Origin of the sequence: Labrenzia sp. R5_0, assembly GCF_017743835.1 — a bacterium.
GTDB classification, from domain to species: domain Bacteria; phylum Pseudomonadota; class Alphaproteobacteria; order Rhizobiales; family Stappiaceae; genus Roseibium; species Roseibium algicola.
The window spans coordinates 418,694-434,291 of record NZ_JAGHRK010000001.1; the positions used below are offsets into that span (position 1 = coordinate 418,694).

Here is a 15,598-nt window from a genome sequence, read left to right on the forward strand (position 1 = left end):
CAGGCCTTACGCCGGCCGGTGCGCGTCGTACTGGCCGTGCTCGCGGTAGCGTTCCAGGTAGGTCGGCAAAACGGCGGCCAGCGTTGCCGGAGGAATGCCGATGCCTTCCAGGGTGCGGCCTTCCGCCTTTGCCTTGTCAGACACCACGTTGTCGGTTTTCAGCAGCTCGACCTGATCGGCTGTGAACGGCGCGTAGGGGAAGAGCTGCAGAACCTTGCCCATGGCAGATGCGACCGGAAAGGGCAGCGGCAACAGAACGCGGTTGCGGCGGGTGACTTCCAGAACGTCTTCCAGGCAAGACTTGAAGCTTTTCACTTCAGGGCCGCCGAGTTCATACGTGGTGCCACCGGCAAGCTGGCCATCGACAGCGCGGGCAACCGCTTCGGCAACGTCGCAGACATAAACCGGCTGGAACTTGGACTCGCCGCCACCAAGCAGCGGCAGCACAGGCGAGAAGCGGGCCATGTCGGCAAACTTGTTGAAGAACTTGTCTTCCGGACCGAACACGATGGATGGCCGCAGGATGACGCTGCCGGGCAGGGTTTCCAGAACACCGGCTTCGCCGACCGCCTTGGAGCGGGCGTAGGCAGAGCTGCTCTGTGCGTCCGCACCGATGGCAGAGATATGCGTGATCCGATCAAGGCCTGCTGCACGCGCGGCTTCCGCGATGGCTCGCGGACCGAAACTCTGCACCGCGTCGAAGGACTGTTTGCCGCTGGGGGCCAGGATGCCGACGGCGTTGATCACCGCATCCGCGCCGATCACGGCCCGGTCGACCGACCAGCGATAGCGCAGGTTGGCCTGTACCGGCATGATCTGGCCAACGGCGCCAAGCGGCTGAAGATGAGTCGCCAGATCGGGGCGGCGGACGGCTGCGCGCACGCGGTAACCGCGCTTGGCGAGCGCCTGAACGATATGACGGCCAAGGAATCCCGATCCGCCGAAAACCGTGACGAGTTTGCCGTTAAGTGCTGTGGACATCCTGAAAATGCCTTCTGTCGCGTCCAAAAGGAGAGGCGGCCTGGAATTTGGCCGGCTCAGTCTGGGAGTTTCTTAGCCCTTTGCCGCGGGTCTGTGAAGGGCTCGCTGTGAATGAATAAAAAAAGTCACACAGAGTGATTGACAAGCCCCGGAACCACCCTTACAAGCCCCCCTCACAGCCCAGGTGGCGGAATTGGTAGACGCACTAGCTTCAGGTGCTAGCGCTCGCAAGGGCGTGGAGGTTCGAGTCCTCTCCTGGGCACCAAATTTTGGTTTTGGACACACTACCAAGGTCCAGAACAATCTAAAAAAGCTCCGGTTTTCCGGAGCTTTTTTCGTTTCTGGGGCTGCTTCGGCGTTTTGGCCTAATGGCCTACCGATTTTGAGAAAACATTGATGATCACCACCCCGCTAAGGATCAGTCCAAGGCCGATCAGGGCCGGCAGGTCGAGTTTCTGGTCGAACACTAGCCAGGCGACCATGGTGATGAGAACGATGCCCGCTCCGGACCAGATTGCGTAGACGATTCCCGTCGGCAAAACGCGAATCGGATAGGACAGCAGCCAGAACGAGATCGCATAACCGGCCACGGTGATGATCGAAGGCAGCAGGCGGGTGAAATTTTCGGTTTTTGCCAGAGCGGAAGTTGCGATGACCTCGGCGACGATGGCCGCGACGAGGAAAAGATAGGTGGCGGCGAGGCTGTTCGGCATCTCTGGCTCTTTAAGGCGGTGAGGGAACTCCGGATGAAGGTACGCAGGCCTTTCAGGGAGCGAGTGGTTTCCGTTTCGTCTGTTTATACGAAAAAGGCCCGCGTGCGCGGACCTTTCTGAAGGCTGGGGCTGTATTTCCGGGAAGCTGCCTGGCGCAAATCGCGATGCGCGATCCTTCTGGTTGAACGCGACACGCTCTAGAAGGTGTATTTGCTTTCCAGCAGCAGGCCGTAGCGGTGATAGTTCTGGTCGAGAACCACTTTCTCGCCGGTGACGACATATCTGCGGTCGAAATTCGATTGGAGCCACCAGTAACGGCCACCGACGCCCAGTTGCCAGTTCTTGGTCAGGTCGACATTCAGCATCGCATCTGCTTCCAGACCATAGGTCCAGTCGCTTTCCCAGGTTTCTATCTTGTTGTAGCTCCAGGGGACACCTGCAACGTCGACGGACCAGCCGGCGCGTTGGCCGATGTCGCCTTCAGCAGTCATGCCGAGGCGGATCGCATGCCAGTCGCGGGACTGTTCGACGGTCAGGTTTCCGTATTTCGCCGAAACGTCGTCGGACAGGTACTGGTAGCCGACGAACCCCTTCAGCCGCACCTGATTGTTTGCAAATTGCGCAAAGCCCCAGCCGCCGTCGAGAACAACATATCCGAGCGAGGTCTCATCGGTTTCGTCCATCTCGTAGCCAGAGAAATGCACATCGCCACCGTCGCTCCTGCCGAGGCCGACATAGCCCCTGAAGAAGGTGTTGGACGTCGTGTCCTCGAGCGTTCCGACCAGTTCAGCGGTGTGAGAGGTCACATTATCCGTGCTGGAAATGTCGAAGCCGCTGTTGTCCAGATCGGAGCGCGACTGGCTGTACCAGTATCGCAGACCGATGCTGCCGCGCAGCGTCGAAGGCTGATAGAGCTCGCCGGGCCCTGAGTAGACATCCGCAGCGGAGGCAAGGGGCGCCGAAGAAAGCGCAAGGAAGGCCGCAATCGGAAGGGACTGCAAAAGTCTTTTCATGGCTGAAACACCGCTTGTCTGAATACGCGGGAATGCGCGCTATTGGTGTGTCAGGTATTGCAATTTATGGTTAACAGTGCGTGAAGGCACACCTGTTTAAGCCAGGTGACGCAGCGTCCCGCCCGGCGGGCCTTGAAAAGGAAGAGGCCCCGGCACAGCCCCGGCACGGCCCCGGCAAGCCTTGCTGCGGGCCCTTGGTGAAAGTGATTTGGCTCAACCGCCTCCCGCGCACTTTCGGGGGGAGGCGGCGAGCTACCGGTTATGGATCAGATCGGATAGCCCTGACCGGGATCTTCGATGGTGATCCAGCGCAGTTCCGTGAACTCGTTGATGCCTGCCGTACCACCGAAGCGGCCATAGCCGGAGGATTTCACACCGCCAAAAGGCATCTGCGCTTCGTCAAAGACAGTCGGGCCATTGATGTGGCAGATGCCGGACTGGATGTCTTTGGCAACTTCCAGAGCCCTGCGGGTATCCTGCCCGAAGACGGCCGCCGAAAGGCCGTAGTCCGTGTCGTTGGCGATCTCGATGGCATGGGCGGTGTCGCGGGCGCGGATCATCGTGGTGACAGGACCGAAGCTTTCTTCGCCATAGATGCGCATCTCCGGAGTAACCAGATCGACGATGGTCGGGGCCATCACGGTGCCTTCCTCCGGCACGCCGCCGCACAGAACCTTTGCGCCTTTCGCAACGGCGTCGTCAATCAGGGCTTTGACATGGTCGACCGTGTCGCGATCGACAACCGAGCCGATATGAACCTGTTCGGTTGGCGAGCCCACTTTAAGCGCGCTGGCGCTGGCCGCGAATTTCTCCGCAAAGACGTCTGCAACGGACTGATCGACAACAACTTTTTCCGTGGACATGCAGATCTGTCCCTGGTTCATGAAAGCGCCGAACCGGGCCGCATTGACCGCACCGTCGAGATCGGCATCGTCGAGCACCACCAGTGAAGCCTTGCCGCCAAGTTCCAGAAGGCAGGGTTTCAGGTGCTTGGCGGCACGCTCTGCGATGATCCGGCCAACGCGGGTCGATCCGGTAAAGTTGATCCGGCGCGTCAGCGGGTGGTCGACCAGCGCGTTGACCACTTCGGGAGCGTCAGCTGCATCGTGGGTCAGGATGTTCAGGACGCCCTTGGGCAAGCCCGCATCAGCCATGACGTTACCCAGAAGCCTGTGCAGGCCCGGGCATTTCTCGGAGGCCTTCATCACCACCGTGTTGCCGCAGGCAATCGGCAGCGCGAAACAGCGGACACCCAGAATGGTCGGAGCGTTCCACGGCGCCATGCCGACCAGAACGCCAACGGGCTGGCGGTAACCCATGGAAAAGGATCCGGGCTTGTCGGAGGGGATGATCTCGCCCTTGATCTGAGTGGTGGAAGCGGCCGCTTCACGCAGGATCTTGGCGGCGAACATGTTGTTGAAACCGAGCCATGGCGCAGTCGCCCCTGTCTCGCGAATGCCGACCTCGACGAACTGCGGCGTGCGTTCTTCCATGAGATCGGCAGCCTTGTTGAGGATCTTGCGCCGTTCGCTCGGGCCAGTCTTCGACCACGCGGCAAAGGCAGCCTGCGCGGACTGCACAGCCTTGTCGACGTCGGCCGCCACCGCGGCTGCCGCCACGCTGGCGCGTTCGCCGCTGACCGGGTTCTTGCGTTCGAAGACAGCCGCGTTGCTGGCTGCCTGGTCCTCGTTGTCGATGAAAAGGCCGTAGTCCATGGGATCCTCCGTTGTGTTGGTCTTGTTTGGTTCCGTCAGTCGTCCGGGCCTGCGAACAGGGCGGAGTAGACGAGTGTCTGGTTGGCGTGTTCGCGCATGATCGATTCAGCGCGCTGTGGGTCGCGTTTCGAGATCGCGTCGAAGATGAGGCGGTGCTGCATGTTGCCCAGGCGCAGGCGCATCATGTCTTCTTCGGCCTTGTCGGCGCTGAACACCACCGTGCCCAGCTTGAGCATCGGGAGGCTTTCCATGCGATCGAACGCATAGCCGATGTAGTCGTTGCCGCACTGGCGCATGATCGTCTCGTGAAAGGCGACATTGCCGTCCTGATAGCGCGAGATCTTGTCACCATCCGCCGATGTGTCGGTTAGCGCGATGTCCATGTCCTTGATGACGGATTTCAGCGTCGACTCGACGTCCTTGCTCATGCCGCTCTTGGCAAGCGTGCCGGCAGCCAGGCCTTCCAATACACCGCGCACCTCGTAGGCGTGCTTGATGTCGCCCAGATTGAATTCCTGCACCGTGAAGCCGCGACCGTCACGCTTCTTGATGAGACCTTCCACCTCCAGCGCGCGCAGTGCCAGCCGCGCAGGTGTTCGCGACACGTCGAACATGTCGGCGACGCTCACTTCGCTGATCTTCGAGCCCGGTGCCAGCGAGCCGTCCATGATCATGCGATGAAGAACTGCCAGCACGCGCTTGTCGGACGGGGCTGTTTCATTTGCCTTGGTCGTCATCTGTCCTTGCCATTTTCGGATCCATACCTTTTCGAAGGCATGGACCTTATCATGAGCATTTTCATATTTATGTATCCAAAAATAGCGCATTGTCATTACAAAATTTCTGAAATCACCATTATTGGATGCAATATGTTGCAAAGTTGAAAATTTATGGATACAAAGTTGACGCGCGATCAAACGCATGATCTGCGCGACTGGGAGGAGTTCTGATGCGTAGAATAGTTTTTGGAGCGACCGCGCTTGCCGCGGCGCTGCTGGCCTCCACGGCCTTTGCCGCGGACCCGATCAAGATCGGCCGCGTGGTGCATATGACCGGTCCGGCGGCAGGAGGTGATGCTGCCAGCCACAGCCCGAATGTGGAGCTCTGGGTTAGCCAGGTGAACGGACGCGGCGGCCTGATGGTCGGTGGCGAGCGCCGTCCTGTGGAACTGGTCGAATATGACGACAAATCCAATCCGGCCGAGATGATCAAGGCGGTGCAGCGTCTCGCCACGCAGGATGAAGTCGATTTTCTGCTGACGCCCTGGGGTACCGGTTTCAACGCGGCAGCCGCGCCGATCTTCGCAAAATACGGTTATCCGCAAATCTCGGTGACCAACATCACCGACGAGATCGAGGAACTTTCCGAACGGTTTCCGAACATGTTCTTCACCCTCGGCAACACGACCGGTTTTGTCGAGGGCCTGCGTGACACCTTGAACAAGCTTCGTGACAACGGTGCCATCGGCAACAAGGTGGCCATGGTCAACGTCGCAGATGCCTTCGGCATAGAGCTTGCGGCCGTCGCCCGTGAAGTTCTGCCGGCGGCTGGCTACGAGATTGTCTTCGACAAGTCCTACCCCCTCGGCACGGCGGATCTGTCCCCGGTGGTCAAGGGAGCCAAGGCGACTGAACCGGATGTGTTCATCGCCTTTTCCTACCCGCCGGATACCTTTGCCCTGACGGAACAGGCGATTATTGAAAATCTCGATGTCGGCGCCTTCTACACGGCGGTCGCGACAGCGTTTCCCGCCTACGCTGGCAAATTCGGCAGCAAGATCGAAGGTAATCTCGGGGCAGGGGGCGTCAATCTCGATCTGGAGCCGATGACGGAATACCGCGCGGCCTTCAACGCGCTTCATGGCAACCAGCCTGAATATTGGGCTGCAGCCACCTACTATGCCAGCCTGCAGGTTCTGGAACAGGCGATCGAAGGGGCTGACAGTACGGACCGCGAGGCCGTGACCGAGTACATCAAGGCCAACAGCTTTGACACCGCCCTCGGCACGATCAGCTTCGACAAGCACAATGAATCGAAGCACTACTGGACGGTGGGCCAGTGGCACGACGGCCAGTTCAATGCCGTCGCCGGCGTCGGTGTCCCGGTTGCGGTCGAGCCGGTCGCCAAGGAAGGCTGGAACTGAAGACCTTCGGACCGGCCGGCTCAGGCCGGTCCGGATCGTCTCGCGAATTGGTAGTTTAGATGGACATCCTGATTTCCGGCCTGCTTCTGGGCGGAACCTATGCGCTCATAGCCATGGGGCTCAATCTGCAATACGGCGTCGCCCGGATCATGAACCTTGCCAATGGCGAGGTTCTGGTCATGGGGGCACTGGCGTCGTTTCTTGCCTTTACCGCGGCTAGCATAAGTCCGCTGATCACTGTGTTCCTCGTGGCGCCATTGGCGTTCGCAACCAGCTGGCTGGTCTACCGCGTCCTGCTTCTGCCGCTTGTCCGGCGGGCGAAAACGCAAGGCCAGCTGGAGGTGGACTCCATTCTGGCAACCTTCGGAATGGCATTCATTCTGGTGGGCACCATGGTGTTGATCTATCCGGAACTGTTTGCCTATTCCTTCCTTGCCGTTCCGGTGGACGTTGCCGGAACGACGGTTGCCGCCAACCGGCTGGTTGCCTTCGGCGGGGCCGTGGCCATCAGTCTGGCACTTTATCTCTGGCTGAACCGGTCCAACGCCGGCTTGGCTGTCCGGGCTGTTGCCGTCAGCCCGATGGCAGCCGGTCTTGTCGGCATCAACGTCGAACGCATCAGCGCGCTGGCCTTTGCCATCGGCGGCACGATCACGGCGATGGGGGGCGTGCTGATTTCAACCTTCGTCACGCTGGATCCGTCGTTCGGTGTCATCTTCACCATGAAGGCGTTGATCATCGTGATCATGGGCGGGGTCGGCGACATTCGCGGGGCGATTGTGGCTGCGCTGATCCTGGGCGTGGTGGAAACCGCCGTGGCGACGCTGATCGATCCGGGGCTGACCCTGGCTGCTGCCTACACGATCTTTCTGCTTGTTCTCCTGTTTCGGCCCCAGGGCCTGTTTGGCAGGAGACCCGCATGAACATTTCAGCCCTTGCGATGCCCGGCGCCGCAGCGCTTCTGGCCGCCGCCGCATGCGTTCCTTTTGTCGCTGACGGCTACTGGCTGTCGATCGCCGTAACCGTTCTGATGTATGCCGCCCTTGCCACTTCATGGTCGCTGTTTTCCGGACCGACCCATTACATTGCCCTGTCGACGGGCGCCTTTTTCGGCATCGGTGGTTATCTGGTCGGCCTCGGCATGAGCGACTACGACCAGAGCTTCTGGGCCATGGCGGCACTCGCTCCCGTTGTCGCGACAGCGCTCGCCGCGCTGATCGGCTGGGCAACCCTGCGCTTGTCCGGCGTCTATTTCGTCATCTTCACGCTCGGTCTTGCGGAAATGGTCCGCAACCTCGTCAGCTGGGTGCAGAATAATTTCCTCGGCAGCCGCGGGCTCTATGTGCTCACCGACCTGGATGAAACGCATATCTACTGGATGCTGCTTGCCGTTCTTGCCGCCGTGTTCGTGTTCGGCTGGTGGCTGTGGCGGTCGCGGCTCGGGTTCGCGCTGCGCATTCTCGGCAATGACGAGGCTGTGGCGCGTCATGTCGGCATCAACACCGCGCGCACCAAGGTCCTGATGTTCATGACCACCGGCTTCGTCGCCGCTCTCGTCGGTGCCATCGTCGCACCGCGCTATTACTACATCGAACCGAATGTTGTGTTTTCGCCGGAGCTCAGTTTCGTCGTTGTCATCATGGCTCTTCTGGGGGGCACGCGGAAACTTTACGGTCCGCTTCTGGGCGTTCTTCCCTTCACGCTCCTGTGGGAGGTGATTTCTGTCTCTTTCCCCAATGCCACCACGCTGGTTCTAGGGCTCGCTTTTCTTTTGATCGTCTATTTCCTGCCGAATGGTGTCACCGGTCTTTTCGGCAAGCTTCTGGCAGGGAGGTCGTCATGACACAAGGACAACCGATCCTTCACGTGGAAAGCCTCAGCAAGCGCTTCGGCGGTCTTGTTGCAGTCAACAATGTCAGTTTCCAGGTACTTGAGCATGAGGTGATGGGGCTGATCGGGCCGAACGGGTCCGGCAAGTCCACGACCATGAACATGATTTCCGGCGCCCTGAAGCCGAGCTCCGGGGCGATCATTCTCAAGGGGCAGGATCTGACCAGGAAAAAGCCCCACGAAATTGCCCGCTCTGGCGTTTCCAGAACCTTCCAGCTTGTCCGCATTCTGCCGGAGCTGACCGTGCTGGAAAACGTCATCGCCGGCGGCGTCTTCGGCCATGCCAGGCGCTGGGGCAAGGAGGTGGAAACTTTCGCGACGGAGCTTCTGGCAAGGGTCGGTCTGGAAGGGCAAAGTGGCAAGCCGGTCTCCGCGCTGACCTACATCGACCAGAAGCGGCTGGAACTTGCCCGCGCACTCGCCAGTGAACCGGAAGTCCTTCTTCTGGACGAGTGGCTCGCCGGTCTCAATCCTTCCGAACTGACGGTCGGCATCGATCTGATTGCCAGCCTGCGCCAGGAGGGGCGGACGATCATTCTTGTCGAACATGTCATGGACGCCATCCGCTCGCTATGCGACCGGTGCCTTGTGATCAACTCCGGCGCCCGGATTGCCGAAGGCACACCGGAAGACGTGCTTTCCGACCCGGAAGTCATCCGGGCCTACCTGGGGGACGGCTGATGCTGGATATCAACGGGCTCACCGTCACCTATGGTCTTCATGCAGCCCTTCAGGGTGTCAGCCTGACCGCATCGAAAGGCGAGATCGTCGTCATTCTGGGCGCAAACGGGGCCGGCAAGAGTTCGCTGTTGCGGGCCATCGCCGGGATCAGTGAAGGAACGGTCAGTGGTGAGGCAGCACTCGCTGGCCAATCCCTTCGCCAGATGAAAGCGGACAGGATCGTCGAGGCTGGAATAGCCTTCGTGCCGGAAGGCCGAGGCATATTCGGCGATCTCAGCGTCTGGGAAAACCTGATGCTGGGTGCCTATCCGGAGCGGGCGCGAGCAAGCCGGCAGGAGAACCTGGAAAAGGTGGTTGCTCTCTTTCCGAAGCTGGCACAGCGGCGCAACCAGACCGCCCGAACCATGTCGGGTGGCGAACAGCAGATGGTGGCCATCGGCCGCGCCATGATGTCGAACCCGGACATCCTGATGCTGGACGAGCCGTCCCTTGGCCTGTCGCCACTCCTGTCGGGCGAACTCTTCGAGAACCTGTCGCGCATCCGGGAAACCGGCATCGGCGTCCTTCTGGTCGAACAGAACGCCAAGCGAAGCCTGGCGATCGCGGACAGGGGGTATCTGATTGAAAACGGCCTGATCACAGGCGCTGATACGGCATCTGCCTTGCTCAATGATCCGGCCGTACAGAAAGCCTATCTCGGATCGGGATAAACGCCGGGTCGGAGAATAAGCAATTGTCCGCCTTGACCTTCCAGCAACTGGAGGGCCTATCTGATGGGGAGATCGAAGATCCATCAGGGCGAACATCATGCAGGATACAGCGATCCAGCCGAACCAGACTGGCGAGGCAGGCAAGGTCACGGACCCGGTCTGCGGCATGTCGGTTACTCTTGGAAAAGGCAAGCCGAGCCTGAAGTACAAGGGCGAGGAGTTCCACTTCTGCAGTCCGAAGTGTCACGACAAGTTCGAGGCTGATCCCTATTTCTATGTGTCCGGCAATAGCAGGAAGAAAAAGGCGATGGAGGCGGAACAGTCCGCCAAGGGCGCACTTTATACCTGCCCCATGCACCCGCAAATCGTCCAGGAAGGTCCGGGAACCTGCCCGATTTGCGGGATGGCACTGGAACCGCAGAGCGGAGTTTCCGACGAACCCAACCATGAGCTGGTCGATTTTACCCGCAGGCTCTGGGTCAGCGCCCTGGCGGCTGTCCCGCTTCTGATCCTGACCATGGGGCCGATGGTAGGCGTGCCGATCCGCGACTGGATCGGCGAAGGCGTTGCGATCTACCTCGAAGTCCTGTTGGCTACGCCGGTAGTCCTGTGGGCAGCCTTGCCTTTTTTCCAGCGGGGCTGGGCGTCTCTGGTCACTCGCAATTTCAACATGTGGACACTGATCATGATCGGTGTCGGTGCAGCCTATCTCTATTCCATGATTGCCGCTTTCCTGCCTTTCCTGTTCCCGGATGCGCTGAAGGGACCGGAAGGCCATATGCCGGTTTATTTCGAGGCGGCGGTGGTGATTATCGCGCTGGTCTTCGTAGGCCAGGTGCTGGAACTGAGCGCCCGCGAACGCACGGGCGACGCGATCCGCGCCCTGCTGGACCTTGCCCCCAAGACAGCCCGGCGGATCACGCCGGAGGGTGACGAATACGACGCACCGCTTGAGAATATCCTCGCAGGGGATCTGTTGCGCGTTCGCCCAGGCGAGGCTGTTCCGGTCGATGGTGTGGTCAAGGAGGGTGGGTCATCCGTCGATGAAAGCCTGGTCACCGGGGAACCGGTTCCGGTCGAAAAGAACCCGGGAGACAAGGTTACCGGCGGAACGCTCAACAAGACCGGATCCTTCACCATGGAGGCGAAGCTGGTCGGTGCGGACACCATGCTGTCCAAGATCGTCGACATGGTCGCCTCCGCGCAACGTTCACGCGCCCCGATCCAGGGGCTGGCCGATCGCGTTGCAGGATATTTCGTGCCTGCGGTACTCGGTGTGGCGGTGCTTGCTTTCGTGATGTGGCTGTTCCTAGGTCCAAGCCCTGCGTTCGTTCACGCGGTTGTCGCAGCCGTTTCGGTGCTCATTATCGCGTGTCCGTGTGCACTCGGCCTTGCCACCCCGATGTCGATCATGACGGCGACAGGCAGAGGCGCGCAGGCCGGCGTTCTGGTAAAGACCGCCGAAGGTCTGGAACGGCTAGCCGCGGTGGATACGATCGTCGTTGACAAGACGGGAACCCTTACCGAAGGCAAACCGGTTGTCGATGAGATTGTTCCGGCCGCCGGCAAAAGCAAAATGGAGCTTCTGCGGCTGGCCGGCGCGCTTGAAAAAGGCTCGGAACACCCGCTTGCCGAAGCGATCCTCGGGGCAGTCAAAAGCCAGGATCTGGATCTGCCCAGGGCAGAAAACTTCGAAGCCGTCACGGGGAAAGGCGTGCGTGCACGGGTCGATGATGCAGTCGTTCTTTTTGGTAATGCCGCTTTTGCCAGCGAAAGTGGCGCCGATTTGTCCGATCTTGGCGATCGTGCCGAAGAACTGGCTGAGCTGGGCAAGACGGTGATGTATCTGGTGCAGGAGGCTGGTGAGACAGAGCAGCTTCTTGGGCTTATCGCCGTTGCGGATCCGGTCAAGGCAAATGCCAGGGCAGCCATCAGCGCCCTGCATGACGACGGTATCAGGATCGTCATGGCGACGGGCGATGCGCCTCGCACGGCAGACGCCGTAGCCAAGCTGCTGGGGATTGACGAGGTTCACGCCGGTGTGTTGCCGGAAAGCAAGAAAAAGCTCATTGAAGACCTGAAGTCCAGGGGAGCAACGGTTGCCATGGCTGGTGACGGTGTCAACGATGCGCCCGCATTGGCTGCTGCCGATGTCGGTCTTGCCATGGGCACGGGGGCCGATGTCGCGGTGGAAAGCGCCGGACTGACGCTGCTCAAGGGCGACCTGGAAGGCATCCTGCGCGCCCGGAAGCTTGCCCGCGAGACGGTTCGCAACATCAGGCAGAACCTCTTCTTCGCCTTCGTCTATAATGCGGTCGGTGTGCCAGTGGCGGCCGGCGTGCTCTATCCGGTCTTCGGTGTACTGCTGTCGCCGATGCTGGCCGCCGCCGCCATGAGCCTGTCTTCGGTTTCGGTTATCAGCAACGCGCTGCGTCTGCGCACGCTGAAGCTTTAAGGAAAAGAAAAATGAATATCGGTGAAGCCTCCGAACAGAGCGGACTGCCGGTCAAGACGATCCGCTACTACGAGGATATCGGCCTCGTCCGTCCTCTGCGCAGCGAGAACGGATATCGCGATTTTATCGACGCGGATCTCCAGCGGCTGAAGTTCCTTCAAAGGTCGCGCAGCCTTGGGTTTTCCATCGACGAGTGCCGTGAACTTCTGTCTCTCTACGAGGACCGCAACCGGGCAAGTGCCGACGTCAAGGCGATCACCCGGGCGAAGATCAAGGAAGTGGATCGCAAGATCGAGGAACTGCGCTCACTCAAGAAGGTTCTGTCAGAGCTGGTGACCGCCTGCCATGGTGACGATCGGCCCAACTGTCCGATCATCGACGATCTGTCCGGCCAGCATGACCACGATCAGCTGGATGAAGAAAGCAGGCAGGCTTGATGAGCAGGATCTTTCTGACAGTTTCAGCGATCTTGTCCGTTATTGTGCTGGGCATTCTGTTCTGGGGGCTCGTGTCCGGAAAGGAACAACCGCCTGCCGCCAGTGGAGCCGCGCTGGTGTCGGTGCAAGTCCCGGCCCTGGAAGGACAGGCCCTGGCTGGCGAAACTCTTTTTCGCGAAAACTGCGCGAGTTGTCATGGCGACAACGCTGCCGGGCGCGATGGCATTGCGCCTCCGCTGGTACACAAGATTTACGAGCCTGGCCATCACGCCGACGGGGCCTTTCTGCTCGCAGTCTCCCGTGGCGTGCGTGCGCACCACTGGCCATTTGGCGATATGCCGCCCGTGGATGGCGTCAGCCAGGAGGATGTACAAAAGATCGTTGCCTATGTGCGCGCGCTTCAGCGGGCAAACGGGATCAACTGAACTCGAGAGGCGGGGCGCGAGCTTTGAACCGGGGGGGGGTTGTTGGCCTCGGCTGTCGCGCCATCTTTCCGAACCGGTCATGGAAGAGGGATGACCGGTGGCCGAGTGCCTGGTGCGTTGTTTGCGACTTAGGACTGGAATTGCAATGAGCTGCCACCAGGCAATTGGTATCAAGAAATAGCATTCTCTTCACGTATCGGCATGGTTCTGCGGTCAACCGGCTTGCCTCATCCCGCCGCATGTTTTACCTGACGGAAAACTTATTCGAATAAGCGGCCTGTCGTTTGCCTGTTGCGGGCAGTCGGCAGGCAATAACATTTGCGGTCGTTCAACCTGTGTTCATGTGTCTTGGCATAAATGCAGGTGCGGTCATTGAAGATAAGAAACAGGTGTCCTGCTGGATCAGTATGGCAGGAGCATCGACAGAAATTGTGCTCGGGACAGGCCAGAGGAGACGAAACGTCATGACCATCCGCTATCACAAGGGCGATTTGCCCGATCTGAAAGCCTATGAAACGGCAAGTGCGGTGGCGGTCGATTCCGAGACCCTGGGCCTCAACCCGCATCGTGACCGGCTCTGTGTTGTGCAGCTTTCACCGGGCGATGGCAGCGCCGATGTGGTCCAGATCGCACGCGGCCAGAGCGAGGCGCCAAACCTCGCTGCGCTGATGACCGATACGGCCAAACCGAAAATATTCCACTTCGCCCGGTTTGATGTTGCGGTGCTTCAGCACTATCTGAACATCCAGGTCTCGCCGATCTGGTGCACGAAAATCGCCTCCAAACTGGTTCGGACCTATACGGATCGCCACGGACTGAAGGATATCACGCGCGAACTTCTCGGGGTTGAATTGTCCAAGCAGCAGCAGAGCTCGGATTGGGCTGCTGAAACCTTGAGCGACGCTCAGCTGGCCTACGCGGCTTCGGACGTGCTTCATCTGCACGCCTTGAAGGAACGGCTGGAAATGATGCTGGAGCGTGAAGAACGTAGTCATATTGCCCGGGCCTGTTTCGATTTCCTGCCGACGCGGGCGGAACTCGATCTGAAGGGCTGGGAAGAAAACGATATTTTCGCCCACTCGTAATGGCTTAGGTGCCAGGAGATCGGGCACACGATTTCGGAGAATGGATTGAGCGCTGTTGGCGATCATATGCACGGACATGCGGCCAGGCGACCATTGACCCGCGCCCAACGAGCCGCGCGCCGGCACAGCCTGATGGTGCGCATCATGCGCTGGCTGTTTCCTGGCGTCGGGCTGTTGATTCTGGCAGTCATGGTCGGGCTTGTGGTCTTGTTCAACGTGCTCAGCGGGCTTGGTGCCACCAACATGATGCTGACCAGCGAGGGGCTGGTGATGGATCATCCCGAACTGTCGGGTCATGATGGTGACCGCTCCTACCGGGTAACCGCCTACAGGGCGATCCAGCGCCTCAGTGACCCGCGCGTCATCGATCTTGAGACCATTCGGGCCGACATCACGCTCAGCAAGGACCAGAGCGCGCAGATTGTGGCGCTGAAAGGTACCTACAACAACGCGACGGAGAGCTTGCGGCTCTATGAAGGCATTCAGCTTGAATGGAGTGAAGGCTACACGGTCGACCTGTCTGAAGTGGAAATCGACCTCAGCAACGGGGCTCTGAAGACCTCGCAGGTCGTGTCCATTCGCTCCGATCAGGGCCGTGTCGTGGCGGGCAAACTCGACTATGATAAAGCCAAGGGAATCGTCAGGTTTTCCGACGGTATCAAGATGACCCTCAATCCTGCTTCGCAAGGACAGTAAGAGATGACTTTTCTGAAACGCATGACGATTGCCGCCGCCGCAGCCCTTCTTGCCGGTTCGGCCCATGCCCAGACCTTCTCCGATGCCTTCGCCGGCTTCGGGTCGAACGATGGTGAGCCAATCGAGATCGAGGCGAGTGAACTGAGGGTCGAAGACAACAACAACACCGCAACCTTCGTTGGCGATGTGCTGGTCACGCAGGGCGAAACCAGCCTCAAGACGCAGCGGCTCAAGGTGTTCTACGTCGGCTCAGGTGCTGAGAAGACAGAAGAAAGCGCCGTCCAGCAGAAGATTTCGAAGCTGGAAGCGGCGGGAGGCGTGTTCATCACCTCCAAGGACCAGACCGCGAAGGGCGACGAAGCCAGCTTCGACATGAACAAGGAAGTCATGGTGATGACCGGCAAGGAAGTCGTGCTCAGCCAGGGACCGAATGTTGTCGTCGGGAACAGGCTGACCGTCAATCTGAAGACCGGCCAGGCCAATCTGAGCGCCGGCAATGGCAAGGTGTCCGGCCAGGGCAGCGGCCGCGTCAAGGTGCGCATTCAGCCTAACAGTGTGAACAACGACCAAAACGGCAACTGATATTGACGGCTGGTTCGACTCGACAGTGTCGGCCACAGACCTTATGTGAAGCCGCGGCAATGATCGGATGGA

General features: G+C 59.8%; 16 protein-coding genes and 1 tRNA gene. 12 read left to right on the plus strand and 5 right to left on the minus strand.

Annotated elements, in window-relative coordinates; translation table 11 throughout:
• Window positions 1-6: 6 nt before the first annotated feature.
• On the minus strand, window positions 7-981 hold the full coding sequence (locus J7447_RS01915; protein WP_209168568.1) for a complex I NDUFA9 subunit family protein: 975 nt from the start codon (window positions 979-981) through the stop codon (window positions 7-9).
• A gap of 178 nt (window positions 982-1,159) precedes the next feature.
• Here J7447_RS01915 and J7447_RS01920 point away from each other — a divergent pair.
• Window positions 1,160-1,246, plus strand: a tRNA-Leu gene (locus J7447_RS01920).
• A 100-nt stretch (window positions 1,247-1,346) separates the two neighbouring features.
• On the opposite strand, the gene J7447_RS01925 is transcribed toward J7447_RS01920, so the two are convergent.
• The 4 genes from J7447_RS01925 to J7447_RS01940 all read right to left on the minus strand — a co-directional run bounded on the left by J7447_RS01925 (window position 1,347) and on the right by J7447_RS01940 (window position 5,159).
• The gene (locus J7447_RS01925) at window positions 1,347-1,694 is read right to left on the minus strand and encodes an SMR family transporter (RefSeq protein WP_055658316.1); all 348 of its coding nucleotides are present in this window, start codon (window positions 1,692-1,694) and stop codon (window positions 1,347-1,349) included.
• A 197-nt stretch (window positions 1,695-1,891) separates the two neighbouring features.
• Window positions 1,892-2,707 (minus strand): hypothetical protein, encoded by an 816-nt coding sequence (locus J7447_RS01930; protein WP_156912343.1) that lies wholly within the window; start codon window positions 2,705-2,707, stop codon window positions 1,892-1,894.
• A gap of 266 nt (window positions 2,708-2,973) precedes the next feature.
• Complete coding sequence (locus tag J7447_RS01935; protein ID WP_209168569.1) at window positions 2,974-4,422, minus strand: aldehyde dehydrogenase; 1,449 nt, start codon at window positions 4,420-4,422, stop codon at window positions 2,974-2,976.
• Window positions 4,423-4,457: 35 nt separating this feature from the next.
• Window positions 4,458-5,159, minus strand: coding sequence for a GntR family transcriptional regulator (locus J7447_RS01940; RefSeq protein WP_161633265.1), 702 nt, complete (start codon window positions 5,157-5,159; stop codon window positions 4,458-4,460).
• Window positions 5,160-5,371: 212 nt separating this feature from the next.
• Here J7447_RS01940 and J7447_RS01945 point away from each other — a divergent pair, with 212 nt between their 5' ends.
• The 11 genes from J7447_RS01945 (at window position 5,372) to J7447_RS01995 (ending at window position 15,526) form a co-directional block, all read left to right on the plus strand.
• The gene (locus J7447_RS01945) at window positions 5,372-6,565 is read left to right on the plus strand and encodes an amino acid ABC transporter substrate-binding protein (RefSeq protein ID WP_209168570.1); all 1,194 of its coding nucleotides are present in this window, start codon (window positions 5,372-5,374) and stop codon (window positions 6,563-6,565) included.
• A gap of 59 nt (window positions 6,566-6,624) precedes the next feature.
• Complete coding sequence (locus J7447_RS01950) at window positions 6,625-7,488, plus strand: branched-chain amino acid ABC transporter permease (RefSeq protein ID WP_023001658.1); 864 nt, start codon at window positions 6,625-6,627, stop codon at window positions 7,486-7,488.
• Window positions 7,485-8,408, plus strand: a complete 924-nt coding sequence (locus J7447_RS01955) for a branched-chain amino acid ABC transporter permease (RefSeq protein WP_209168571.1) — start codon at window positions 7,485-7,487, stop codon at window positions 8,406-8,408. The genes J7447_RS01950 and J7447_RS01955 overlap by 4 nt, the downstream gene beginning before the upstream one ends.
• Window positions 8,405-9,136, plus strand: coding sequence for an ABC transporter ATP-binding protein (locus tag J7447_RS01960; protein WP_209168572.1), 732 nt, complete (start codon window positions 8,405-8,407; stop codon window positions 9,134-9,136). The genes J7447_RS01955 and J7447_RS01960 overlap by 4 nt, the downstream gene beginning before the upstream one ends.
• Window positions 9,136-9,846: an ABC transporter ATP-binding protein gene (locus tag J7447_RS01965; protein ID WP_062489846.1), complete on the plus strand. Its 711-nt coding sequence runs from the start codon at window positions 9,136-9,138 to the stop codon at window positions 9,844-9,846. Before J7447_RS01960 ends, J7447_RS01965 begins: the two co-directional genes overlap by 1 nt.
• A gap of 97 nt (window positions 9,847-9,943) precedes the next feature.
• Window positions 9,944-12,301, plus strand: a complete 2,358-nt coding sequence (locus J7447_RS01970; RefSeq protein WP_209168573.1) for a heavy metal translocating P-type ATPase — start codon at window positions 9,944-9,946, stop codon at window positions 12,299-12,301.
• A gap of 11 nt (window positions 12,302-12,312) precedes the next feature.
• Entirely contained in the window at window positions 12,313-12,738 is a 426-nt protein-coding gene (cueR, locus tag J7447_RS01975; protein WP_209168574.1) for a Cu(I)-responsive transcriptional regulator, read from the plus strand.
• Window positions 12,738-13,163 (plus strand): cytochrome c, encoded by a 426-nt coding sequence (locus tag J7447_RS01980; RefSeq protein WP_209168575.1) that lies wholly within the window; start codon window positions 12,738-12,740, stop codon window positions 13,161-13,163. Before cueR ends, J7447_RS01980 begins: the two co-directional genes overlap by 1 nt.
• Before the next feature lie 464 nt (window positions 13,164-13,627).
• On the plus strand, window positions 13,628-14,248 hold the full coding sequence (locus J7447_RS01985) for a ribonuclease H-like domain-containing protein (RefSeq protein ID WP_031269608.1): 621 nt from the start codon (window positions 13,628-13,630) through the stop codon (window positions 14,246-14,248).
• Window positions 14,249-14,293: 45 nt separating this feature from the next.
• Window positions 14,294-14,944, plus strand: coding sequence for an LPS export ABC transporter periplasmic protein LptC (gene lptC / locus J7447_RS01990; RefSeq protein WP_208984459.1), 651 nt, complete (start codon window positions 14,294-14,296; stop codon window positions 14,942-14,944).
• 3 nt (window positions 14,945-14,947) lie between these two features.
• On the plus strand, window positions 14,948-15,526 hold the full coding sequence (locus tag J7447_RS01995; protein ID WP_023001649.1) for an LptA/OstA family protein: 579 nt from the start codon (window positions 14,948-14,950) through the stop codon (window positions 15,524-15,526).
• The last annotated feature ends 72 nt before the right edge of the window (window positions 15,527-15,598 follow it).